General features: G+C 51.8%; 20 protein-coding genes. All 20 read left to right on the top strand.

The genetic code is table 11. The features are described 5' to 3' along the window. Nucleotides 1–28 precede the first annotated feature (28 nt). The gene (manB, locus tag KJ869_07470) at nucleotides 29–1,375 is read left to right on the top strand and encodes a phosphomannomutase/phosphoglucomutase (GenBank protein ID MBU1577030.1); all 1,347 of its coding nucleotides are present in this window, start codon (nucleotides 29–31) and stop codon (nucleotides 1,373–1,375) included. A 7-nt stretch (nucleotides 1,376–1,382) separates the two neighbouring features. Then, nucleotides 1,383–3,221 (top strand): tetratricopeptide repeat protein, encoded by a 1,839-nt coding sequence (locus KJ869_07465; GenBank protein MBU1577029.1) that lies wholly within the window; start codon nucleotides 1,383–1,385, stop codon nucleotides 3,219–3,221. 3 nt (nucleotides 3,222–3,224) lie between these two features. Continuing rightward, entirely contained in the window at nucleotides 3,225–4,979 is a 1,755-nt protein-coding gene (locus KJ869_07460) for a tetratricopeptide repeat protein (protein MBU1577028.1), read from the top strand. 44 nt (nucleotides 4,980–5,023) lie between these two features. After that, nucleotides 5,024–5,824 (top strand): class I SAM-dependent methyltransferase, encoded by an 801-nt coding sequence (locus KJ869_07455; protein ID MBU1577027.1) that lies wholly within the window; start codon nucleotides 5,024–5,026, stop codon nucleotides 5,822–5,824. Between the two features lie 72 nt (nucleotides 5,825–5,896). Further along, nucleotides 5,897–6,679, top strand: coding sequence for a DUF1189 domain-containing protein (locus tag KJ869_07450; protein ID MBU1577026.1), 783 nt, complete (start codon nucleotides 5,897–5,899; stop codon nucleotides 6,677–6,679). Nucleotides 6,680–6,701: 22 nt separating this feature from the next. Then, nucleotides 6,702–7,718 carry a hypothetical protein gene (locus KJ869_07445; protein MBU1577025.1) on the top strand — a complete coding sequence of 339 codons (1,017 nt, stop codon included), beginning with the start codon at nucleotides 6,702–6,704 and terminating at the stop codon, nucleotides 7,716–7,718. A gap of 13 nt (nucleotides 7,719–7,731) precedes the next feature. Then, nucleotides 7,732–8,532, top strand: coding sequence for a histidinol-phosphatase HisJ family protein (locus tag KJ869_07440; protein ID MBU1577024.1), 801 nt, complete (start codon nucleotides 7,732–7,734; stop codon nucleotides 8,530–8,532). Next, nucleotides 8,529–9,326: a bifunctional hydroxymethylpyrimidine kinase/phosphomethylpyrimidine kinase gene (gene thiD / locus KJ869_07435; protein MBU1577023.1), complete on the top strand. Its 798-nt coding sequence runs from the start codon at nucleotides 8,529–8,531 to the stop codon at nucleotides 9,324–9,326. Before KJ869_07440 ends, thiD begins: the two co-directional genes overlap by 4 nt. Before the next feature lie 24 nt (nucleotides 9,327–9,350). Beyond that, nucleotides 9,351–11,300 carry a BatA and WFA domain-containing protein gene (locus KJ869_07430; protein MBU1577022.1) on the top strand — a complete coding sequence of 650 codons (1,950 nt, stop codon included), beginning with the start codon at nucleotides 9,351–9,353 and terminating at the stop codon, nucleotides 11,298–11,300. 50 nt (nucleotides 11,301–11,350) lie between these two features. Next, the gene (locus tag KJ869_07425) at nucleotides 11,351–12,472 is read left to right on the top strand and encodes a hypothetical protein (protein MBU1577021.1); all 1,122 of its coding nucleotides are present in this window, start codon (nucleotides 11,351–11,353) and stop codon (nucleotides 12,470–12,472) included. Between the two features lie 62 nt (nucleotides 12,473–12,534). Continuing rightward, entirely contained in the window at nucleotides 12,535–13,821 is a 1,287-nt protein-coding gene (locus KJ869_07420; GenBank protein MBU1577020.1) for an oligosaccharide flippase family protein, read from the top strand. Then, nucleotides 13,805–14,911, top strand: a complete 1,107-nt coding sequence (locus tag KJ869_07415; protein MBU1577019.1) for a radical SAM protein — start codon at nucleotides 13,805–13,807, stop codon at nucleotides 14,909–14,911. Before KJ869_07420 ends, KJ869_07415 begins: the two co-directional genes overlap by 17 nt. A 2-nt stretch (nucleotides 14,912–14,913) precedes the next feature. Then, nucleotides 14,914–16,179: a glycosyltransferase gene (locus tag KJ869_07410; protein ID MBU1577018.1), complete on the top strand. Its 1,266-nt coding sequence runs from the start codon at nucleotides 14,914–14,916 to the stop codon at nucleotides 16,177–16,179. Nucleotides 16,180–16,198: 19 nt separating this feature from the next. Next, entirely contained in the window at nucleotides 16,199–16,828 is a 630-nt protein-coding gene (locus KJ869_07405; GenBank protein MBU1577017.1) for a PIG-L family deacetylase, read from the top strand. A gap of 6 nt (nucleotides 16,829–16,834) precedes the next feature. Continuing rightward, nucleotides 16,835–17,530, top strand: coding sequence for a WbqC family protein (locus KJ869_07400; protein MBU1577016.1), 696 nt, complete (start codon nucleotides 16,835–16,837; stop codon nucleotides 17,528–17,530). Continuing rightward, nucleotides 17,520–18,419 (top strand): glycosyltransferase, encoded by a 900-nt coding sequence (locus KJ869_07395; GenBank protein ID MBU1577015.1) that lies wholly within the window; start codon nucleotides 17,520–17,522, stop codon nucleotides 18,417–18,419. The genes KJ869_07400 and KJ869_07395 overlap by 11 nt, the downstream gene beginning before the upstream one ends. Then, on the top strand, nucleotides 18,419–19,438 hold the full coding sequence (locus KJ869_07390) for a methyltransferase domain-containing protein (protein MBU1577014.1): 1,020 nt from the start codon (nucleotides 18,419–18,421) through the stop codon (nucleotides 19,436–19,438). The genes KJ869_07395 and KJ869_07390 overlap by 1 nt, the downstream gene beginning before the upstream one ends. Beyond that, complete coding sequence (locus KJ869_07385; GenBank protein MBU1577013.1) at nucleotides 19,425–20,480, top strand: glycosyltransferase family 9 protein; 1,056 nt, start codon at nucleotides 19,425–19,427, stop codon at nucleotides 20,478–20,480. Before KJ869_07390 ends, KJ869_07385 begins: the two co-directional genes overlap by 14 nt. Further along, nucleotides 20,470–21,654, top strand: coding sequence for a glycosyltransferase (locus tag KJ869_07380; GenBank protein MBU1577012.1), 1,185 nt, complete (start codon nucleotides 20,470–20,472; stop codon nucleotides 21,652–21,654). The genes KJ869_07385 and KJ869_07380 overlap by 11 nt, the downstream gene beginning before the upstream one ends. Then, nucleotides 21,651–22,325: hypothetical protein (locus KJ869_07375; GenBank protein MBU1577011.1), on the top strand; the 675-nt coding region annotated here is incomplete at its 3' end. The genes KJ869_07380 and KJ869_07375, both read left to right, overlap by 4 nt.

The raw sequence follows: 22,325 nt of genomic DNA, 5'->3' as shown, positions 1-22,325 counted from the left end.
AGATCAAATATAATCTAAGGAGCTTACAATGGCGGTCAATCCGAAAATTTTCAAGGCCTACGATATCCGCGGAATATTCCCCACCGAATGGGACGAAGCCCAGGCCCGTGAAATAGGCCGGGCGCTGGTGGATCACTTGGAATGCCAGGAAGTGGCGGTGGGGCGCGACATGCGCACTTCGTCGGACACGGTCTTTGCGGCCCTGGCCGAGGGCATCACCATGCAAGGAGCCTCGGTGGTGGATCTGGGAAGGGTCTCCACCGACGGGCTTTACTTTGCGGTGGGCAAATACGGCTACCAGGCCGGGGTGATGATCACCGCCAGCCACAATCCCAAGGAATACAACGGCCTCAAGATCTGCAAAAAGGACGCCATCCCGCTTTCCGGCGACGAGGGCTTAAACCAGATGCGGGATCTTATCAACCAGGGCCAGCTCAAAGATAACTCCGCCAAAGGCTCCATCACCGCTAAGGATATAAGCGAGGCCTACATCAGCCATTGCCTGACATTCATCGATGCCGCCAAGATCAAGCCCTACAAGATCGCGGTGGATGCCGGCAACGGCATGGCCGGGCAGACCGTGCCCCAGCTGTTCGCCAAACTGCCGGGCGAGCTGGTTCCGCTGTTCTTCGAACTGGACGGCAATTTTCCCAACCACCCGGCCAGCCCCATCGAACCGGAGAACATTGCTGACCTGCAGGCCAAGGTGGTGGCCGAGAAGTGCGACTTTGGGGCGGCCTTCGACGGCGACGCCGATCGGATGTTCCTGATAGACGAGAAGGGGCGGGCCCTGGGCGGGTCGGACATCGCCGGGTTGGTGTCCAAGATGCTGCTCAAGAAGAAGCCCGGCTCCACCGTGCTCTACAATGCCATCTGTTCCCGCTGCGTGCCGGAGACGGTGGCCAGGGCCGGCGGAAAATCCATCCGCAGCCGGGTGGGCCACGCCCTGATCAAGCCGCTGATGCGCCAGGAGAACGCCATCTTCGGCGGCGAGCACTCCGGGCATTTTTACTTCCGCGATTTCTGGTTCGCCGATTCGGGGCTGATAGCCTTTCTGGTGTGCTGGCAGCTGATCTCCGAGGAGGGCAAGCCGCTGTCGGAGCTGGTGGCCGAGATCGACCCCTATCACCGGATCAACGAGACCAACAGTAAGGTGGAGGATATTCCGGCCAAGCTGGCCGAGCTGGAGAGCATCTATAAAAACAAGGGAGCCGAGCTGGACCATCTGGATGGGTTGACCGTTTCTTACAAGGACTGGTGGGCCAATATCCGGCCCTCCAATACCGAGCCGCTGCTGAGGCTTAACGTGGAGGCCAACTCCAAGGCTGTGCTGGATGATAAATCCGCCGAACTGCTGAATATAATTCGCTCGTAAAACAAATTTGGACAGGCTGAATAAAATATTCCTGGCCGGGCCGGCTCCGTATCTGTGGCTGGCCCTGGCGATATTTGCCCTTTACGCCAAAACGCTGGGCTTCGGGTTCACCTCGCTGGACGATGTCCACCTGATCCAGGAGAACCGGGAGAATATCGGCAGTTTTTCCAATGCCGCCCAGGCCTTTAAGACCGATGTCTACTGGAAGAGCCCCGGGACCTACTACCGCCCGGTTTTGAGCCTTTCATTCATGCTGGACCATGCCCTGGGCGGAGAGAAGCCATTCATCTATCACCTAAGCAACATCCTGCTGCATATCGCGGCCTGCTGGCTGTTGTTCGTCTGCCTGACGGCCTTAAACTATCGCAAAGGACTGTCCTTTATCTTTACCGGATTATTTGCCGTGCATCCGGTGCTGGCCCAGGCGGTGGGCTGGATACCGGGCCGCAACGATATCCTGCTGGCGATCTTTATTCTGTCGGCATTCATTGCCCTGATAAAATATTCCAGCCAGCGAAGCAGGCTGTGGCTGGCAGTGCATATGGCCTCTTTTGCGGCCGCTTTGTTCACCAAGGAGGCGGCTATTTTCGCCCCGGCATTATTTCTGGCATATCTTCTTTTTGTAAATAAGGACCGATCCCGAAAAGATCTTCGGGTCTATGTGCCGGGGTGGATACTGCTGTCCGTCGTCTGGCTGGTTTTAAGAACCTCTGCGATCGGGGCTGTTAATGCTTTCTCCATCCGGAGGTATGCCGGATTGGGCGATATCGTTACCGGATTGCTGTCGTATATCGGAAAGATATTTCTACCTTTCAATCTTTCGGTACGCCCACTCTCCGGCGACATCAATCCCCTGTATGGCCTCGCCGGGCTGATAGCTCTAGGTATCATTGTCTGGCTGAGGGGCATCAATAATAAAAAAATGCTCATTTTTGGCGCTGCCTGGTTCACCCTGTTCCTGCTGCCCACCTTTATCCCGGCCGCCGCCGATATAAATTTTTTGGAACACCGGCTTTACCTGCCGATGCTGGGCATCATATTGATCCTGGCGGAAAGTAATGTCGTCAGCAAAGCCCCGTTTAAGTGGCTGGCCATCACCGGGACCGTCATCGTTTTGTTCTTCGGTGTTATTACCTTCCATCATATCGGAGTTTTTTCGGAGGGAGTAAATTTTTGGAGCAATGCCGTCAAAACCTCTCCCCGCTCCGCTCTGGCCCACCAGATGATGGGCCGGATGCATTTTAAGTCAGGCCGGGTGGAGGAGGCCCGCCGGGAATATGTCAGATCATTGGATATTGAAAAGGGTGTTTCGGCCCACAATGACCTGGCCTTGCTGTATCTGGAAACCGGCGATCTGCGGTCGGCCGAGACGGAATTCAAAAAGGTGCTGGAGATAGATCCCACCTTTGCCAATGTTCACAACAACCTGGCGCTGGTATATTTCAACCGCGGATTATTTGGCGAAGTCCGAAGAGAGCTTTTGAAAGCCATTGAACTGGAGCCGCAGCGGGCCGACCCGTTGGTCAACCTGGGCGTTCTGTACCTGCAGCTGGGAGTGCCGGATTCGGCGGAGATCTTCCTCCGGCAGGCGCTGGCCATAGACGGCAATAATGCCGGGGCGCACCATCACCTGGGAATAATACTTACCCAATCTAAAAAATATGATGAAGCCCTGATCCATCTGGCCAAAGCGCTGGAAATTTCGCCCCGGGACCCGATGATAAACCTGCATCTGGCCCAGCTGTATTTAATTATTGGCCGGAAGGACCAGGCCCGGGATCGATACCGAAAAGGGTTGGAACTGGGCGGCCCCAGAAATGAATTCCTGGAAAGTAATCTGAGATAGCATATGAATAAAATATACCAACATCGGTTCTTTCCCTACCTGCTGATCTCTCTGCTGGTCATAGCCATCTATAGCCAGACGGTTTTCTTCGATTTCAGTAGCCACGATGATGTGGAATTGCTGGTGGAGAAGGCCCATTTTCTTAAGGACCCGGCCAACATCTTGAAGGCCTTCGCCACCGATGTGGTGTGGGGGAACCGGGGTATCTACTACCGGCCGGCGCTGACCCTATCGTTCATGACCGACACCTTGATCGGCGGCACCCGGCCGTTCATATTTCATCTGGGAAATATCCTGATCCATCTGCTGGCCTGCTGTCTGCTGTACCTATTCCTTAAAACCCTAAAGATCGGGAAACCAGCGGCGCTTGTCGCCGCGCTGTTGTTTGCCATTCATCCGGTGCTGATCCAGGCGGTGGCCTGGATCCCGGGCCGCAACGATTCGCTATTGACCGCATTTGTCCTGCTGTCATCCCTCTGTTTTCTAAATTACCGGCGGGGAGGGCGCATTCTATGGGGACTGCTACATATCCTTTCCTTCTTTCTGGCCCTGCTGACCAAGGAGACGGCAGTTTTGCTGCCGGTTCTGCTTATCTTGTATTCATTTCTGCACAGGGAGAAGGGCGAAAAGCTGTTAGATAAAAGATTCTTTCTTTCGATGGTGGGCTGGATAACGGCGGCGGCGGCCTATCTGCTGTTAAGAACATCTGCCCTGAACGGGGATGCCGGCCTGACCGACGCCAGGATGAACACCTTCAGGGAAAGCCTGATCGGATTTGTAAGCTATATCGGCAAGATATTCCTGCCCATAAATCTTTCCGGCGATCCCATCCCGGCCGACCTGCCGGTGGCTTACGGAATAGCCGGGCTGGTCGTGTTGTTGGCAGGGATATTCTATCTGAAGATAAAAAACAAAAAGCTGTTTCTGTTCGGAATATTTTGGTTTCTGTTATTCCTGGCTCCCACGTTTTTGGGGAATACCACCTACGCCAACTTTGCCGAGCACCGGCTGTATCTGCCGCTGATAGGCTTCGCGATCATGCTGCTGCAGATTGATTCGGATAAGCTGAAACGATTGCCGGTCCCAGTAGCCCGTAGCATCATGATCTTGATCTTTATTTTATTTGCCGGGATCAACCTGACATACAGCCGAAGTTTCCGGAGCGGCCTGGCCCACTGGAAAAAGACCGCCGAGGTCTCGCCCCATTCCTACGTGGCCCATACCATCCTGGGCCGCAGTTACGCCAACCTGGGGAAAGCGGACCTGGCCGAAAAGGAATTCATCACCGCCTTCGGGCTCAATCCCAAACATTACACCGCCTACAACGATCTCTGCCTGCTGTACATACAGAAAGGGGAATACCAGAAAGCCGAAAGGTTGGCCCTGGATCTCCTGAACAGGGAGCCCGGCAACGCCGGGATGCACAACACCCTGGGATTGGTCTATCTCAACGCCGGACGGCCCGACCTGGCCGAATCTCAATTTCTGAAATCCGTCGAACTGGGGCTGGACAAGGCCGAGGCGGCGGACAATCTGGGATATCTGTACCTTAAAAAGGGCGACTGGGGCAGGGCCGAGAAATATCTCCTCCAGGCCCACCGGATTTCTCCCAACGATAGTAAAAATTTATATCACCTATCGTTCCTGTATCATTCCGTGGGCGACAGGGCGCGGGCTTTGGAGTACTATCATACGGCGGTGAAGAACGGCCTGAAGAAGGATCCCCGGGTGCTGGAGATGCTGGAGGGGAGCAAATAAATTTTGTCAGATAGCAAAATAAAATAACATAAGAAGTTCGATCTATGAAAATATCAAAATATTGCGCCAACAACCTTGAGCTGTGGGACAACTGGGCCGAGATCAACTACCAGACCAGGGAATACGACGTGGAGGGATTCTTGAAGGGCCGGGAGGCGCTGTATCCCATCGAACTGAAGGCCCTGGGCAACGTAAAAGGCAAAAGCCTGCTGCACCTGCAGTGCCATTTCGGGCAGGATACCCTGTCATGGGCCAGGCTGGGGGCCAGGGCCACCGGGGTGGATTTCTCGGCCAAGGCCATAGAAATGGCCCGGGGCCTTAATGATTGTCTTAAGCTGGACGCCAAGTTCATCCGATCCGACGTCTATGATCTGCCCAAAAAACTCAATAAAAAATTCGACATAGTCTTTACCTCCTACGGGGTGCTGTGCTGGCTGTACGATCTGGATAAGTGGGGCAAAGTGATATCGGGCTTTCTGAAAAAAGGCGGGACCTTCTTCATCTCCGAGTTCCATCCTTTTATGATACTGTTCGACGAGGAATACAAAAAGATATCCTATCCCTACTTCAAGGGCTCAAAACCCATCGTGGAGATCTGCAAAGGCAGTTACGCCGATCGGAAAGCGAATTTCGTTCACAAGTCCTACGAGTGGCCCTATCCTTTAAGCGATGTCATCAACGCCCTGGTCAGCAACGGCCTGCGGATAGAGCGGATGGAGGAGTACCCTTTTACCGTCTGGAATTATTACCGGGATATGAAGAAGGGAAAGGACGGGTACTGGCGGATGAAGGACCAGAAGAACACCATCCCCCTGATGTTCTCCATCAAAGCTACAAAGGAGTGATAATGTCAATTGCTAAAACGACCGATTTCTGTTAAAATGAAAAGCTTAAGAGTAATTGAAAGTAAATAAACCATGCGTTTCTTCGGGGAACTGATCAACAGCATTTCCAATTTCAAGGCCTATGGCTTTTTTCGCCGGCAGGGATTTTTGCGAACCCTGGGCTATTTGCTTTTTTTGAGCCTGGTGTTCGGGTCTGTCGGTTTCATCCAATCTTGGAGAACGTTCAACAGCGACGCCGACGATCTGGCCGGTTGGCTGACAGGCCAAGCGCCGGATTTCGCCCTGGCCAAGGGGGTGTTCACCACCAGCCCGGAGACCACCGCGATCTACCGCAAGGAGGGAGATTTCATTCTGGTGCTGGGGCCCCAAAGCAATTTCAACGACAGCCTGCTGGCCGGCTACCCCCGGGGCATCCTGCTGTATGCCGACCGGTTGGTGGTCAGCGGCGGCGAGGGACAGAAACGGGATATGCCGTTCAAGGATTATGGCGACCTGAAAGTGGACAAGAAGGAGATCCTGGCCGCCCTGGCGAACCGGGGGATGCTTGGTTTTTTCATGGCGGCCTTCTGGATGATCATTTACCTGGGAGGGAAATTGCTCAGCGCACTGTTCATTGCCGGGCTGGGCATGAATTTCAAGGCCATCATGCGGATGAACATGCCCTTCGGCGATATTTACAAGCTGTCCATCAGGGCGCTGTCGCTGGGGATTGTACTGGACGCCCTGCTGAGCCTGAGCGGGATTGATTTTCCGTATTTCTTCATCCTGTACTACCTGATGGCCGCCTCCTATCTGTGGCTGGGGATGAAGGCCATCAGCGATGAGGACATGACCGCTGCCGGGTTGAAAGTGTGAAATCACATAAAAGGACGCCAAAATGAAATATTTTATTTTCATTTCACTTGCCTTTTTATATTCGGCAAGTGTGCAATCTTTTGAAATAAATATTGAAAATAAACCCGGTCCTAGAATAGAGCTTGAGGAAGAGGAAATAACTCTATATGAGAGTGGCAAAGAGATTAAAAAGATATTGTGCAGCCATTGGGGCGAAGAAAGGCGTAAAATAGACAGCGATCTACGAGAAATGATAAAAGGGGCAAAGGGTAAACAATTGTATATAAAAAATACCCCTTTGCAGGAACCAAGGATAAGATTCATTGACGGGGGAAATAATACGATCAAAGAAATAAAAGTTGGCGATTCGAAGAAAGATTGGGTCATTAGTAATCGAACAATTAAAAAGCAAATAAATAGCGCAAAAGAAATGAAATTGGTTAAGGAAATGAGATTCAGAAGTGCCAATGTTTCAGAGGATAAAAATTATGTTCTTATCGTTGAAACTGTTTCAGATTTACAACTGCCCGAGACAGAAGAACAAAAAAAAGCTGTTGACGGCACGGATGCATATTCGTCAGTTGCCTCAAGTAATGTAAAGTATTACGATATAAAGGGAAATATATTGTGGGAAAAACAACTGCCTAAGGGATGTGTGAGTCTGGCGCATAATGTGTCTGAAGACGGTAAAGTTATAACGATTGTAAAACATTTCGATGAAAATATTTATTTTACTACGGATAAGCCGTTTCACCAGTTCATAGTATACAATAATAGAGGTGATAGTATTTATGTTTTTCCAAAAACACGTAAGGAGAATGAAAGTTTGAGGTTATCAACAAATATTGATATGTCCCCAAACGGTCAATATGTAAGTATAGGCGCACAGGATTTTCAATATTTTTTCAATATAAAAAATCAGAAATATTGGGAGTCATCAATAAAATACAACCCATATAAAATAGAAAATGATGGAATTACTCAGGCCAGTTATTATGATACAAAGACAAATAAAATCATTGGTGATACTATAGACCTTAAAATATATTTAGGGAAATAGATAATTTAAAGTAATGAATCCTGAAATACTAAAATACCAGATCGGCGCCATAGACACCCACCTGCACACCAGGCATTCCTGCGACTCCAAAATGGAGCCTGCCGCCGCCTGCCGCCGGGCCATGGAGCTGGGCCTTAAGGCGCTGGTCTTCACCGAGCACGTGGATTTCGACCCCACCGACCAGGGCTACGGGGTCTACAACGACAAGGCCATCGAGTCCAGCCTGGCCGACTGCCGGGTGATGGCCGGGAAGCATCTCAAGATCTACAAGGGGGTGGAGATCACCTACCAGCCGCAGTACCGCGATGATATCGAAAAATTCATCAATTCCTACAAGTTCGATTTCGTGATGGGCTCGGTGCACATGGTGGGGTTGGATGATGTCTCCTGGCCGGAGCTGGCCAAAAAATTCTACGACCGCATGGAAGAGGAGCCGGCCTATACGGCTTATTTTCAGGAAGTCCTCAAATTGGTCGACAACCGACTGTTCGACTGCTTGGGTCACCTGGACCTGTGCAAGAAATACGGGTTCAAGCATTACGGCGCCATGTCCTGGCAGAAATATCAAAAGCCCATCAAAAAGATACTGGAGCGGGCGGTGCAGCGCGATCTGATGGTGGAGATCAACACCTCGGGCCTGCGGCACGACCCCCAGGAAAGCTACCCCGGCCTGCCGGCGGTGATGGAGTATCTCAAGATGGGCGGCGCCAGGCTGACCCTGGGCAGTGATGCCCACCAGGTGGAGCACATCGGCCACGGCTTCAACGATATCTTAACCAAAATTCCCGAACTGAAAGGGCTCAACAAGAAATGAAAGTGGCTCTCACCATAGCCGGTTCCGATTCCGGTAGCGGGGCCGGCATCCAGGCCGACCTCAAAACCTTCGCCGCCTTTGGGGTCTACGGCATCAACGTCATCACTGCGCTGACCGCCCAGAACACCCAGGGCGTCTTCGGAGTGGCCGAACAGACGCCGAAGTTCATCGCCAAACAGCTGTTCGTGCTGATGAAGGACATCGGCTGCCAGGCGGCCAAGACCGGGATGCTGTACAACAGCCAGATAATCGAACAGGTGTCCCACGAGATCAAGAAATACAAGATATCGCCGCTGGTGGTGGATCCGGTGATGGTGGCCAAGGGCGGCCACGCCCTGCTTAAGGCCGAGGCCGAGGAGGCGCTGGTAACCTGCCTGCTTCCGCTGGCCAATCTACTGACGCCCAATATCGACGAGGCAGTGCGGCTGTCCAAGTTGAAGAAGATAGAGACCCTGGATCAGATGAAGGAGGCGGCCCTGAAAATATTGATGCTGGGCCCCAGGGCCGTTCTGATCAAGGGCGGGCACCTGCCGGGCAAGGCCACCGATCTGTACTTCGACGGCAAGACCTTTAAAGTTTATGAGAGCGAAAGGATCGATACCTCCAACACCCACGGCACCGGCTGCACCTATTCGGCGGCCATCACCGCCTGCCTGGCCCGCGGGCTGAAGATGGAGCCGGCCATCGCCGAGGCCAAGAAGTACGTCACCGGCTGCATAAAAAATTCGGTCAGCATCGGCCACGGCTTCGGTCCGCTGGACCACTTCTGGAGCGGAAAGATCCGGGAATGCTGATCCCATCGGACCGATTGAATTGATATGAATTTCATCTCTTTCCAAAATCCCGCCGCGTTGTTCTTCCTGCCTTTGGCCGCCCTGCCGCTGGTGATCCATCTGCTCCGGCACAATAAGGCCAGGGTGGTCCCGTTTCCCAGCATCATTCTTTTGAGATCCACCCATACCAAAACATGGAAAAGAAGCCGGTTACAGGAATGGCTGCTGCTGCTGGTCCGAACGCTAATCCTGCTGCTGCTGGTCCTGCTGATGGCCGGGCCGTCGGTGAAGGCCTCCCTGCCGTCCTGGATGGCGCCCCGGGAGACAACCCTGGCTTTGGTCATTGATAATTCGGCCAGCATGTCGACCATCGAAGGCGACAGCAGTTTATTGCCGCAGGCCCGATCCTCGGCGCTAAAGCTGATCAAATCCCTTAGCCCGGACAGCCGGGTGGCGGTGCTCTGCGGCTCGCAGGGGAATAAAATTTTATGCGGCCTGGCGGATCCGGCCGAAGCGGCCAGGCAGATAAGATCCATCGAACAGACCGATCTGGGGACCGATCTGGCCGGGGCTGTTCTGAAAGCCGATGCTCTTCTGGCAAATGCCGGACGGACCGGGGCATCAATAATGATTTTTTCCGACCTTCGGAAAAATTGTTTTGGTGATGCTGTCTCGCCGCTTCCGGCCCTTAAGTCAACGGCCCATCTGAACCTGGTGCAGGCCGGGAAGGGCGGGGCGGGCAAAAACCTGGAATGGCGTAACGTGAAGTTCTATTCTCTTAAAAAAAGATTGATCATCCAGGGAAAAACCGCGCCGGGTCTGGAGCAGAGCCTAAGCCTGGTCAAAGATGGCCGGGTAGCTTTTCAGTCAAAGATCAAACCCGATTCCGGCGGATATTTTTCGGGCGGTATGGGCTGGGACGGCCAGGGGCAAACATTTATGGAATGCTCGCGGGATGATATGCCGCTGGACGACAGGTATTATTTTCCCCAAAACACGGCCGGAAACACTATGGTATTGCTGATATCCGAGGCAGGCGGAATTTTACAACAGGCTTTTAAAGCATTATCGGGGGCCGGATATCAGCTTAAAATCGAAAGCCATCCCACCCCTGAGGCTATCGCCGCTTCGGATCTGATTATCGTGGCGGGAGGCGCAATAGCGGGCATAAAAAGCGATCTTTTAGAAGCGGTTAAGAACGGCGCCGGCCTTTTAATCATCCCGCCGGAAAGGGCGGTGGTCAATGATTACAACAGCCTGTTGTCAAATATATCGCCGGATCTGCGGATAACCGGAATGTCAGAGGATTCCCTGCCGGGGGCGCTTGATCTTGGGACGAAGGAATATTTTCAGGACATCAGCTCCAGGGACCTGAGGCACATCTCGATATACAAATACTGGCGGGTGCCGGCCAGGCCCTCTGCCCTGCTTACCATCGGACGCAAGTTTCCGGGTTTAGTGATGATCGACCATGGATCGGGCAAAGCCGGCATCTGGCTGTTCGGGACCGAGCCCGGCATGACCGACATCGGCTTTCATCCGGCCTTCTTGGCCCTGTTGAACCAGGCCTGTGAGGGGCTGTTGAAATCCGCCGACCCCGGCTATCTGACAGGGCAGTTTCTATCCGGCGCCGATATATCGGACCTGACCGCCCCGGACGGCAAAAAGATTTCCGGCCTTCCGGACAGCCGGGGAAAGATTAAATGGCCGTTGGAGAAAGCCGGGTTTTATTCGACGCTAAAAAATAAATCAGGTCAAACCCTGGCTGTGAATATCCCCCCTGAAGAATCCGATTTAGCGTTGCTTGAGGACGATGAGCTGGCCGGCATCATGGGAAAAAACAAATGGAGCCGTCAGATATCCTCCGAAAAAAGGCCGGCCAGCCAAAGGGGATTAAACAATATCTTTTTGTTCCTGACAGGGCTCTTCCTGATGCTGGAACTGGTGTTAAGGAGCAAACTTAAAATATTTCTTAAAAAGCCATTGACAACATAGTGGAAAATATGGTAAATATATAGTCTAACAATGGTTTATATGGAGGGGCTATGGCGGGTAAAAAAGCTGTTAATTTGAACGGTTTGATGATCACCCTGGCGGTGGTCGCGGTTTTGACGGTGGGCGGCGTTACCGGTATGTCGGTGGCCACCTGGCCGGGCTCCAGCGCCGGAGCCGGGAACGAACAGCGGGACAAGCAGCTTGAGGTATTGGCCAAATCCGTGGCCAGGCTTTCGGCCAGGGCCATTCTGGATTTTGAGGACGCCATGGAACGCCAGTTCTTCCTGGAAAAAGTGGTTAAGGATATCAAAGCCGACTTTCCGGAGATCAAGGACGTTTGGGTGCTGGATGACAAACGGATGGTGGTATACTCCGCCAAGGAGGACGAGATAGAAAAAACCTACAAGGTCCCGTCCGGGATGAAGCCGGACGCCGGAGAGAAATTCACCGTCAATGAGCTCTCTGCCAGCAGCGTCTGGGTGGCCGCTCCGATAATCTCCATGAAGACCATCATCGGCGGCCTGAGAATGATCGTGGAGACCCCGGCGGCCAAGGGCGGCGGGGGAAGCAAAAACCTGCTGATGATCATCGGCCTGATAGCCATGATAATAGGCATCGCCGCGCCGATGGTGCTGATCTCCGGTAAATCCAAAGAACTGGCCGGCCTCAAGGCTTCGCCCGGCGGGGCGGCGGTAAGCGATGCCAAGCTGAGCGCTCTCAAGGCCGAGGAATCGACCATATCGGCCAAGCTGGCGGCTGCCAAACAGCAGCTGGCCCAGGCCGAACAGATGCAAAGTCAGCAGGGGGCCATGGAGCAGCAGATCGAGGAGATGAAGAAACAGCAGTTCGAGGAAACCTACAAGCTGGAGAGCCTGAAGAAAGAGGCTGAGGAGCAGGCGGACCATATAGAGAAACGCAAGAAGATACTGGAGGCCAATCCACTGGAGCGCCAGGCCGCCCTGACCAGCGAGGAGAAAGAACTGGCCGCAAAGATATCGAGCCACAAGCAGGAGGAGGTCAAGCTGGCCCAGAAGATAGAATTGATCCGGAAAAAGGTGATAGATCTGGACCGCCGCATCGAGAAACGGCAGAAGGAAGAGCAGGAGATAGCCGAAAGGATCGAGGCTCGTCGGAAAGAGGAGCTGGACCTCAACCAGAAGATGGACAGTTGAAAATTTGAATATCGGGAGACCAGTGCGACGGGGGTAAGAATATCTATCCCCGTCGTTTTGATATGAAAAAACTACTTAGCCAAAGCCTGGATACCCTGATCAGCCACCTCGGGGTGCTGGCCATAGGGATGTTCGCCAGCGTCCTGATAAACCGGACCCTGGGCCCAGAGCTTAAGGGGATATTTGTCTCCTGCCTGCTGATCCCCCAGACGGCGGTGGTGTTCGCCGAGCTGGGGCTGGGGACCTCGGGGGCCTACCAGCTGGCCAGAAAAAAATATCAGCCGGGCTCGGTGGCTCTGTTCCTGCTGCTGGCCAGCCTGATTCTGGGCGGCCTGGCCATGATCATCACCGGGGCGGCGGTAAGATTGCCGGCCGAGGCTTGGGGAGGTTTCAATCGGTTTGTGATCCTGAGCCTCATCCCCCCCGGCCTGTGGCTGACCTTCCTGCCGGAGATCTTTTTGGGCCTGGGCCTGCTCCGGAGCTTTAACTGGTGGAGGACGGGCTTCCAAATATTCCGGCTTTTGATATTATTGATTTTCCTGATCCTGCTCGGCAACAAGCTTCAGGCGGTGATCCTGGCCTCGGTGATCCTCAACTGGGCGGCGTTCATCATCTCGGTCGGCATTCTGTGGGTTTATCTAAGGCCAAAATTTGTCGCACTGTCATTAAGGCAAACAACGGATTTTTTCAAGTTCGGGATGAAGGTTTTCGCCGGGGAGATCCTGGGGTTCCTGCATTACCGGGCGGATATATTCCTGATCCTTCTCTGGAAGGGCAATGTTCAGGTGGGCCTCTACGCCACGGCGGCCTTTCTCTCCGAGCTGTTATGGATGATACCCCGGGGGCTTTACGCCCCGGTCTTCTCAGAGCTGGCCCGGAATGGTCTTTCCCGGGACACGGTAAAAAAAGCGGCCCTGACGGCTTTGGCCGTTACCTCCGGCCTAGCTCTGATAGCGGCCTTTTTGGTCGGCCCGGCCATCAGGCTGTTATACGGGGAGTCCTTTGCCGGAGCCGCCTGGCCGTTCATTTTGCTTCTGCCGGGAACGGTTATGCTGTCGATCCCCAAATTCCTGGAGGCGCCGCTGATAGCCGAGATGGGATCACCCGAGGTGCTGGTGTGGGGCAAGGCGTCCGGGCTGCTCTGCAATATCCCGCTTAACTTCTGGCTGATTCCGAAATACGGCATCTCCGGGGCCGCCGTCGCTTCCAGCATATCCTACACCATCCAGGCCCTGATATTCATCGGACTGTTCATTAGAAAAAGATCCCAAATGATGTCCCCGGAAAAAGCCGGGGAATATACTCTTATCAGCGAACATGAAAGCGGCCTGAATGAGATCGCCGATTGAAATATTGAAAAACGTGGCACTTCTCAGGAACATCCGGCAGAGGCAAAGGGCCAGCGGCCTGCACCGGAAGGCTCTGGCTGGCGAACGCCTGCCCCTGCCCAGGGGACTGGTGTTCGAGCCCACCCAGCGCTGCAACCTGTCGTGCATCATGTGCTGCCACCGCCAGCATCACACCGAGGGCTCCTGCCCGGAGATGGACACCGGAGCCGCCATCGAATTCATAAAAGGCCTGAAGCAACAGCATGAATTCAGGACCATCGGGTTCATCGGCTCCGAGCCGTTCGTCAGAACCGACCTGGAGGATCTGATGAAAACGGCAGTGGGGTTGGGTATGGATGTTTCGGTCCAGACCAATTCCACCCTGCTCGATGAAGCGAGGATCAAAATATGGTCCGAACATAAGGATCATATCAGGAATTTCGGGGCCTCGCTGGAAGGGGTGGCGGGCATTGATGATCAGATACGCCAGGGGAAGGATGTTTTCAACCGGGCCCGCCGGGGCATAGAACTGGCGGTACAATCCGAATTGCCGGTAACGGTGAGCATTTTGATATTAGACAGCAACCGGGAAAAACTTGGGGAGCTGATAAAACTGCTTGAGGATCTGAGGGTAAAGGCGATAGATATCTCACTGATCGTCAACCACAGCCAGGCCGACATAAAAGAGACGGCCCGTTTGTCCGGCACCTTGGAGAAAAATATCTGCATCACCTCAAAACCGGAATTGGAATACCAAACGGCTTCGCTCCAATTGCTGGAGGACCTAAAAACCGGACTGGCATTGGGGAAAAACTGCGGCATGAGGACCAGCACCAGCCCGGAAAGTTTTCTGGCGAATTATCCTGATATCCGGGACGGCAGCATCAGGAAGAAACGCCGGCTGACTTGCGGGGCCTTGGATACCGTCAGGGTGGACCCCTCGGGCAGGCTGATACATTGTCAGCATTTCCGGCAGAGCTTCGGAGATCTCCGGCAGGTAAAGCTTATAGAAGCTTGGAATTCCCCGGGGTTTAGTAATTTCCGTAAAAGGCTGGCGGAAGAAAATCTGTTTCCCATCTGCGTGGACTGTTACCGGATGAGGATCCTATAATTATGAAAGTGCTGGTCCTTACCGCCATCGAGGCTCCGTTTCGGTCCCGTCTGATCGAGACCCAGTTTTTCGATCCTCTGTGCCAGGCCTGGGAATCGTCTCAGAAAAAATGGCAGTTATCATTCCTGTCGATGGTGCCGATGACTTTCTATCTGAGCCGCCGGAATCCTTACGGGCAATACATCAAGAACCGAAACAGAAACATGGCCCTACGGTCAGAGTTGTCAACCAAAGGCATCAATTACCGAACATCAGTGACGCTATATCCCTTTTTGCCCAGACAGTTCAACCTGAGGAAAAATGAAACGGCGTTATTTATTGCTGCCTCCCTTCCCTGGTTTATCCTGAAGTTATTGTTTTTAAAACCGGATCTGATAATAGCCCGGAGTTATCCGGCGGCCCTGCTGGCCCACTGGGCAAAGAAGATATTGAAGATCTCATACATATTCGACCTGCGGGGGATGTATCCCGAGGAGTCGGTAAATGCCGGGCGGTATGATATAAATTCCACCGACTATTTATTTTGGAAGGACTGGGAAAAGAAGCTTATTGGCTCAGCCCGGACCTGTTTGGTCGTCTCTCAGCCTTTTGTGGAGCATGTTCTGGACATAGATCCCAAAGCCAGGGTCGAATTCATCCCCTGCTGTGTGGACCCCGGCAAAATTAAGCCGCCGGATAAAACAAAAGCCAAGGCCAAGTACGGGCTTGAGGATCGTTTCATTCTGCTGCATCTGGGCTCCTTCGGCACACTTGGCGACCGGGGCCTGGCCGGGAAATACCTGTTGCGTTTTAAAAAAGTCAGGCCCGGTGCTATTCTGGTAGTTGCTTCGGGGACGCCCGTTTTCGGCCCGGCCATCAGAAAAGCTCTGCTTGATGAGGGCCTGGGCCCGGACGATTTCAGGATATTTCACCCTGTCGGGCCGGAACTGGAGGAGATGCTGGCTTTGGGCGATGTCGGCCTGATACTGGAACGGAAAATGCCCAACACCAAGGTCTGTCTGTCGGTCAAGCTGGGGGAATACCTGGCGTCGGGTATGCCGGTGATCTGCACTCCCCATGTGGAGGGGGTGGCCCGGCTGATCGAAAAATACGATTGCGGATTGGTGGTGGATCCTGATAAGCATGAAACTCTGGAAAAAGAGAAAGCCTTTCTTAATAATTACGAAAACTGCCGCAGCAACGGATTTAAGCTGGTTGAAGAAGTCCTCTCCATAGACCGGTGCGCCGATAAATGGCGATCCATCATTGACGAGAGAGTGAAGGTTTAACATTTTGCAGGAGCGATATATGTTCAAAAAAGTTTTGGTGCTGGCGCCGCATACCGACGACGGCGAATTCGGCTGCGGCGGCTTTATGACCAGGCTGGTGGAGCAGGGGGCCGAAGTCTGCTATGCGGCCTTTTCCTCGGCCGAGAAATCCCTGCCGTTCGGGGTTCATCCCGACACCCTTAAGAACGAACTGAACGACGCCCTGGACAGCTTGGGGATCACCGTTAAGAATCGGTTCGTATATGATTATAGCGTCAGGGATTTTCCCGAACACCGCCAGGAGTTGCTGGAAGATATGGTTGCGCTCAAGGAAAAGATTGGCCCCAATCTGGTATTGATGCCCTGCTTCAACGATACTCATCAGGACCATCTGACTATTGCCCAGGAAGGTTTTCGGGCCTTCAAGGATCGGACCATTCTGGGTTATGAGATCCCCTGGAACAACAAGACCTTCAATACCGAATCTTTCGTACTGCTGGATGAAAAGCATATTCAGGCAAAGGTCAAGGCCCTGAAGTGCTACAAGTCGCAACTGGACCGTTTCTATGCCACCGAAGAATTCATCCGGGCGCTGGCCAAAACCCGCGGGACTCAGATAGGGACAGCATTCGCCGAAGCGTTTGAAGTCATTCGCTGGGTAATCAGATAAAATATTATGATTCTATCCGCTCATCAACCCAATTATCTTCCCTGGGCCGGATACTTTTATAAAATGGCCCGTTGCGATGCTTTTGTGTTCCTGGACAGCGTGCAGTATTCTCGGACCTCTTACACCGCCCGCTGCCTTATAAAGGGCGTCAATGGTAAATCGCAGTGGCTATCGGTGCCGGTGTTCAAAAAAGGGCGCTATTATCAGGATATTTCTGATGTAGAAATCAACAACGATACTGATTGGCAGAGTGTCCATCAAAGGAACATGGAATCGTGTTACTCCAAGGCTCCGTATTTCAGAGAAAGCTCTTGGCTGAACGATGCCGCTTACAAAAATAAATGGGACAGACTGTCGTTGCTTAATATTGAATTGATAAAGTCAATAGCAGGAAATCTGGACATTGCTCCAAGTTTTATAAAGCTTTCCGAGCTGGGTATAAGCTCAAAATCCAGTGAACTGCTGATTGATATTTGCAAAAAAATGTCGGCAGATGTATATCTCTCCGGACCGGGCGGAAAAAAATACCTCGATGAAAACAAATTCAAAGAAGCCGGGATAGAACTTCGGTTCGTCACCTACTATCCGCAGGCCTACCCCCAGTTGTGGGGAGAATTCGTGCCCGGCCTGTCAATAATCGACATGCTCTACAATTGCGGACCACAGGCGGTAAAAAGGATCGTAAAAGCAGATGTCCTATAGATATCAGATATCAGTAATCATCCCCTCCTTCAGAAACCTGCAATTCCTCCAATTGTGCCTGCCGGAATACTTAAAGAGCCGGCACTGCCAGGTCATAATCGGGCTTGATGGGTATAATCAACAGTATCTGGATTACCTGCGGGAATATCCTGTTGCCATCAGCGTAACTCAACGCCGACAAGGCCTCTGCACTGCCACCAACCTGGCGGCCGGGCTGGCCGAGGGCGAATATCTGTTTCTGTGCAACGACGATATGGTGCCGTCCCCGGGCTGGGACGAAGTACTGCTTTCCTCAGCAAGCCTCAACAGAATAGTCAGCGGCACGGTCTGGGAGCCAGGCCTGATAGAAGTTCCGCCCTGCCATAAAAAAATGGATTTCGGGCATACTGCGGATAGTTTCAGAAGGGATGATTTTATCAACCAAATTTTACAAACCATTAAAAGTCAAACAGAAAGAACAGAAAAGGGGATCAACTATCCGTTCCTGATCCCGGCAAAACTCTGGGAAAAATTATCCGGGCTGGACGAGCGCTTCAACCCCGGCTCGGCCTCCGATCCGGATTTTTTTATCCGGGCCGCCTTGCTGGATCCGGCCCCGGAGATGATCCGCTGCCGGGAGGCCATATTCTACCACTTCGCCGGACGCTCCGGCATTTATGCCGGGGATAGGGTGTCCCTGTGGTGGAAATTCCACTGGAAGCACTCCCGTATGATGTTCAAACACAAATGGGGCAGGATGTGGGAGCATAAGTTCGGACAGGTGCCGGATGTTTCGAGATGGGAAAATATCAAGACTGGGGGCGAGCCCTGGGTAAGCGGCAGGCTGTGGAGGGAGGCTTGGTTCGGTGCGCCTGGAAAACAGTCGATTATAAATGGAAAGGGCGCCTAATGAGACCGGCGCTTATTGAAATATTAAAATGCCTCAAATGCGGGACCGATGATCTACGCTTGGTCGTAAAGAATAAAGACAATGTTGAAATAACTCAAGGTTTGATAACCTGCCGTAAATGCGGTCTGAGTTATTTTATAAAAGACGGCATTTTAAATTGTTTGGAGTTTTCCGATCCTTTGGTCCTGGCGGCCCGGAAAGTATACAAAAAATCCAAGGAGATCCTAGACAAAAGCAATATATCTCCGCAACAATTGGCCAAACGCGAGCACCTGGAAAGCAATTACAGACATGACACCGAAGCAAATTACCGGGAATTGCTTTTACGACTGGGTGCCGGACAGGGCTGGGCCTTGGATATTGGAGCCGGCACCTGCTGGACCACGGCCGGTCTGGCCGGCAGGGGATACCGGGCTGTGGCCATAGATATCTCGGCCGACAATAAGCTGGAGTTGGGACGGCAGCATTTTAATCAGGATATTTATTTTGACCGGGTGCTGGCCGACGTCAACCATCTGCCTTTTCGACAAGAAGCATTCAGTCTGGCTTTCGCCTCGGCTGCCCTGCACCACAGCCGGGATCTAGCCTTAAGCCTGAGTCAGATATCCAGAACAATGAAATCACAGGGAAGACTGGAGATCATCAATGAACCGGTCCGGGGTCTGGCCGAAGCGTTTCAGAGAAATACCGGACGTCTTGAGGGGCCGGAAGATGTGATCGAAAAACACTACGGCATTAGAACCTGGATGAAAACCCTGGAGAGGGCCGGATTCGCAGGCAGATATTTGTTTCCCGATAATATCAGGCAGAGACTGGCAACCGGAGGATTCACCAGCAGTAACAAGTTTTATTATCTGGCCGGGCTTATAGCCAAGCTTTATAAATTTCCCTGGGTTAAATTTATTTTGGAGAGAGTATTATTTTATTTTGGAATGTATCTATTCGGGCTGCCGCTGATATATACCGGCGAAAAAACTTCTGCCAACCAGAACCTGGCCGGGTATAATGATGAAAAGTAATAAAAACCCCTCCCGAATTCTGATCCTGGTATGGGGAGGGATAGGAAACATGGTTATGGCCATGCCCATGCTCAATGCCGTCGGCCGTTTCCGGTCAAAGGCGGCAATCGTTATCCTTGCCCAAAAAAGAATTATGCTAGACCTGCTGGAGAGCAGGGATAATATCGTTAAGCTGGCGCTGGATGACCCGAACTTTAGCGGAGTCTTTGGCAAATTAAAACTGATCAATAAAATAAGGGAGCAAGCGCCGGAGGTGGCGATCAGCACGGTCCCTTCGCCTAAAATGAGGTCGGGGATACTGGCGATCTTAAGCGGCTCAGGCAAAAGAATATGTGCCAGCCAATACGGCGGCCCCTTTTTCAACATTAAGGCCGAAGAAAAATCTGAAGAAAGGCATTATGTCTGCAAAAATTTGAGCCTTTTAAAGCCCCTGGGAATAGAGTTGGACATCGTGGAGTACGGGATCAGGATACCGCTTAAATATGAAAAAGAGGCCAACGAATTTATTGCAAGCAATGAGATCTCTAAGAACAAAAAAATAATTGGCATTCATCCGGGCGCCGGAAACAGGCAGAAAAGATGGCCTGCCGAAAAGTTTGTTACCATCGGGAAAGAATTAGCAGACAGGGGCTATCAATTGATAGTTTTCGGCGGATCAGAAGAGGCCGAGCTGGTAAATAAAGTGGCTTCCGGGATCGGCCCGAAAGGATTTCGGCTTATCGGAAATAATGATTTGAGTTCCACCCTGGCCCTTATCAACAAATGCCAGATATTTCTTTCCAATGACAGCGGATTGGCTCATTGCGCCGCGGCTCTGGGCGTGGCGACGGTGGTTGTTTTCGGACCAACCGATCCAGATATTTGCGCGCCAGATGCCCATAATGTTCGAGTAATAAGGAATAACATCGATTGCGGACCCTGTTACCGACCAGCGAATAAATATAAATGCAATTACTATCCACCCATGTGCCTCGACATTCCTGCAGACCGTGTCTTGATGGAGGTTTGTGAATTGATGGAAAGCAGCAAAGATGTCCGATAACGGGAAAAGCAAAATACTTTTCTTTGACCACTCGCCCATAATGAGCGGGGCGGAATATAGCTTGTTGGATATTTTGCAGGGGTTGAAAAATAAACCGATGGATTATTGTCTGCTGACCATCCAGGGCAGTAAACTTATCAAGAAGACAAACGATATCGGAATAGAAACCATAGAAATATCACTGCCGGAAAGATTATTATATATTAATAAAAATGATTTTCAAAAACAGCCTTCTAGAATGATCCAAAGCGTAGGCAGCATCATAAAGGCGGTAATTGAGATATATAATATACTGCGCAGGGGAAAATATGACGCGATCTACACCAACACCCTTAAAAGCCATATTCTGGGAGGATTGGCGGGAAGACTGGCCGGAGCCAAAGTGATATGGCACATGAGAGATATTCCGATACAACCAAGGCCAAAAAGAGCCATACAATTTGCATCGACATTTATCCCGGATAAGATAATAGCTGTTTCTGAAGCGGTGGGCAAACAGTTTGGCGGCCGAAAAGTATCGGTGATCCATAACGGCATCGATGCCGAGGCGATACAAAAGAAGGCGGTCCAAGAAATGCCGGTCGAAATTCAGCGGATCATGGAAAGTTCAAGCGGCGGACCGGCCATAGGCATAGTAGGACAAATTGCCCGGTGGAAGGGACAGGATGTTTTTTTACGAGCCGCCAAACTTCTGGCCGAAAAATTGCCACAGGCCAAATTCCTTATCATTGGCGAGGCTCTTTTTGATGAAAAGGATTTCAGACTGGAGCTTAATAATTTTGTTGGCAACAACAATCTGCAAAAACGGGTGATCTTTACCGGGCATCTTGAAAACGTATATCCAGTATTAAAACAATTGGATGTTTTGGTCCATTGTTCGGTAGAACCGGAGCCTTTCGGCCGCGTAATCATTGAGGCGATGGCCCTAGGGGTTCCGGTAATTGCCACCAAGGGGGGCGCAGTTGAAGAGATTATTACAAACGGAGAGAGTGGACTGATAGTGCCACCGGGAGATCATCATCAATTGGTCGGGGCCGTTGAAAGGATATTAGCGGATAGACCGCTGCGCAACAGAATTATAAACAGCAGTACTATAAAAGTGCAGAAAGTATTTGGCTTAAAAGAAATGTTGGATAAAATAGATGGTTTAATCAGGCAGTTATCTTTAAAATGATGGTCTTTCCCAAACATAGAGCGGAACAGTTCTTATACAGCTTTTCCCCGGTGGTTTTACCGCTGGCCTCCGGGTTTATTATTCATCTGCTGATGGCCCGGAGCATTTTACCGCAGGCTTATGCTATTATTCCCCAGGCTCTGGCCCTGGTAAGTCTGGCCACAACCATCGCCTATTTCATCAATCATGATGTCGCCGCCAGGGAGATAGCCATCGCGGAGGACCCCCGGAGGACAACGGTGGCGTTTTTCATGGGAAGAATAATGTTCACCCTGGCTGGAGCCAGTGTCTGCATTCTGGTTGCATTTTTGATGTATGGATCAGCCATAAAAACCATGGCTCTTTTTTTGTTGTGGTTTGTTGCCAGCATCGGGATAACTGAAAACCTGGGCCAGGCCTGGCGGTCCAATGGTCAATATAAAAAAGCTTCTTTGCTTTACCTGATAAGCTTCCTTATCCTTTTGACCGGGATCGTATATATTTACCATCATCAGGCAACCCCGCTGAAACTGGCGGTGGTTCTGCTGCTGAGCACCATCACGGCAGCGGCATTTTTTGCAGGATCTATAATAAGCTACCTTAAGTTGCCGGATTTAGCAGTACTGAAAAAAATCCTAAAAAAATCTCTGCCCATAGCCCTTAGTGGCATCGCTTTATATATCTCCAACTGG

The organism is Candidatus Edwardsbacteria bacterium (assembly GCA_018821925.1).
GTDB lineage: Bacteria > Edwardsbacteria > AC1 > AC1 > EtOH8 > UBA2226.
The sequence above is the reverse complement of the archived record's forward strand: the minus strand, read 5'-3'. Positions and strand labels throughout refer to the sequence as shown.

Excerpts from the sequence above, each read along its gene's own strand:
- manB (MBU1577030.1), top strand. The coding sequence starts at position 29 with ATGGCGGTCAATCCGAAAATTTTCAAGGCCTACGATATCCGCGGAATA.
- KJ869_07460 (MBU1577028.1), top strand. The coding sequence starts at position 3,225 with ATGAATAAAATATACCAACATCGGTTCTTTCCCTACCTGCTGATCTCT.
- KJ869_07455 (MBU1577027.1), top strand. The coding sequence starts at position 5,024 with ATGAAAATATCAAAATATTGCGCCAACAACCTTGAGCTGTGGGACAAC.
- KJ869_07450 (MBU1577026.1), top strand. The coding sequence starts at position 5,897 with ATGCGTTTCTTCGGGGAACTGATCAACAGCATTTCCAATTTCAAGGCC.
- KJ869_07445 (MBU1577025.1), top strand. The coding sequence starts at position 6,702 with ATGAAATATTTTATTTTCATTTCACTTGCCTTTTTATATTCGGCAAGT.
- KJ869_07440 (MBU1577024.1), top strand. The coding sequence starts at position 7,732 with ATGAATCCTGAAATACTAAAATACCAGATCGGCGCCATAGACACCCAC.
- thiD (MBU1577023.1), top strand. The coding sequence starts at position 8,529 with ATGAAAGTGGCTCTCACCATAGCCGGTTCCGATTCCGGTAGCGGGGCC.
- KJ869_07430 (MBU1577022.1), top strand. The coding sequence starts at position 9,351 with ATGAATTTCATCTCTTTCCAAAATCCCGCCGCGTTGTTCTTCCTGCCT.
- KJ869_07425 (MBU1577021.1), top strand. The coding sequence starts at position 11,351 with ATGGCGGGTAAAAAAGCTGTTAATTTGAACGGTTTGATGATCACCCTG.
- KJ869_07420 (MBU1577020.1), top strand. The coding sequence starts at position 12,535 with ATGAAAAAACTACTTAGCCAAAGCCTGGATACCCTGATCAGCCACCTC.
- KJ869_07415 (MBU1577019.1), top strand. The coding sequence starts at position 13,805 with ATGAGATCGCCGATTGAAATATTGAAAAACGTGGCACTTCTCAGGAAC.
- KJ869_07410 (MBU1577018.1), top strand. The coding sequence starts at position 14,914 with ATGAAAGTGCTGGTCCTTACCGCCATCGAGGCTCCGTTTCGGTCCCGT.
- KJ869_07405 (MBU1577017.1), top strand. The coding sequence starts at position 16,199 with ATGTTCAAAAAAGTTTTGGTGCTGGCGCCGCATACCGACGACGGCGAA.
- KJ869_07400 (MBU1577016.1), top strand. The coding sequence starts at position 16,835 with ATGATTCTATCCGCTCATCAACCCAATTATCTTCCCTGGGCCGGATAC.
- KJ869_07395 (MBU1577015.1), top strand. The coding sequence starts at position 17,520 with ATGTCCTATAGATATCAGATATCAGTAATCATCCCCTCCTTCAGAAAC.
- KJ869_07390 (MBU1577014.1), top strand. The coding sequence starts at position 18,419 with ATGAGACCGGCGCTTATTGAAATATTAAAATGCCTCAAATGCGGGACC.
- KJ869_07385 (MBU1577013.1), top strand. The coding sequence starts at position 19,425 with ATGATGAAAAGTAATAAAAACCCCTCCCGAATTCTGATCCTGGTATGG.
- KJ869_07380 (MBU1577012.1), top strand. The coding sequence starts at position 20,470 with ATGTCCGATAACGGGAAAAGCAAAATACTTTTCTTTGACCACTCGCCC.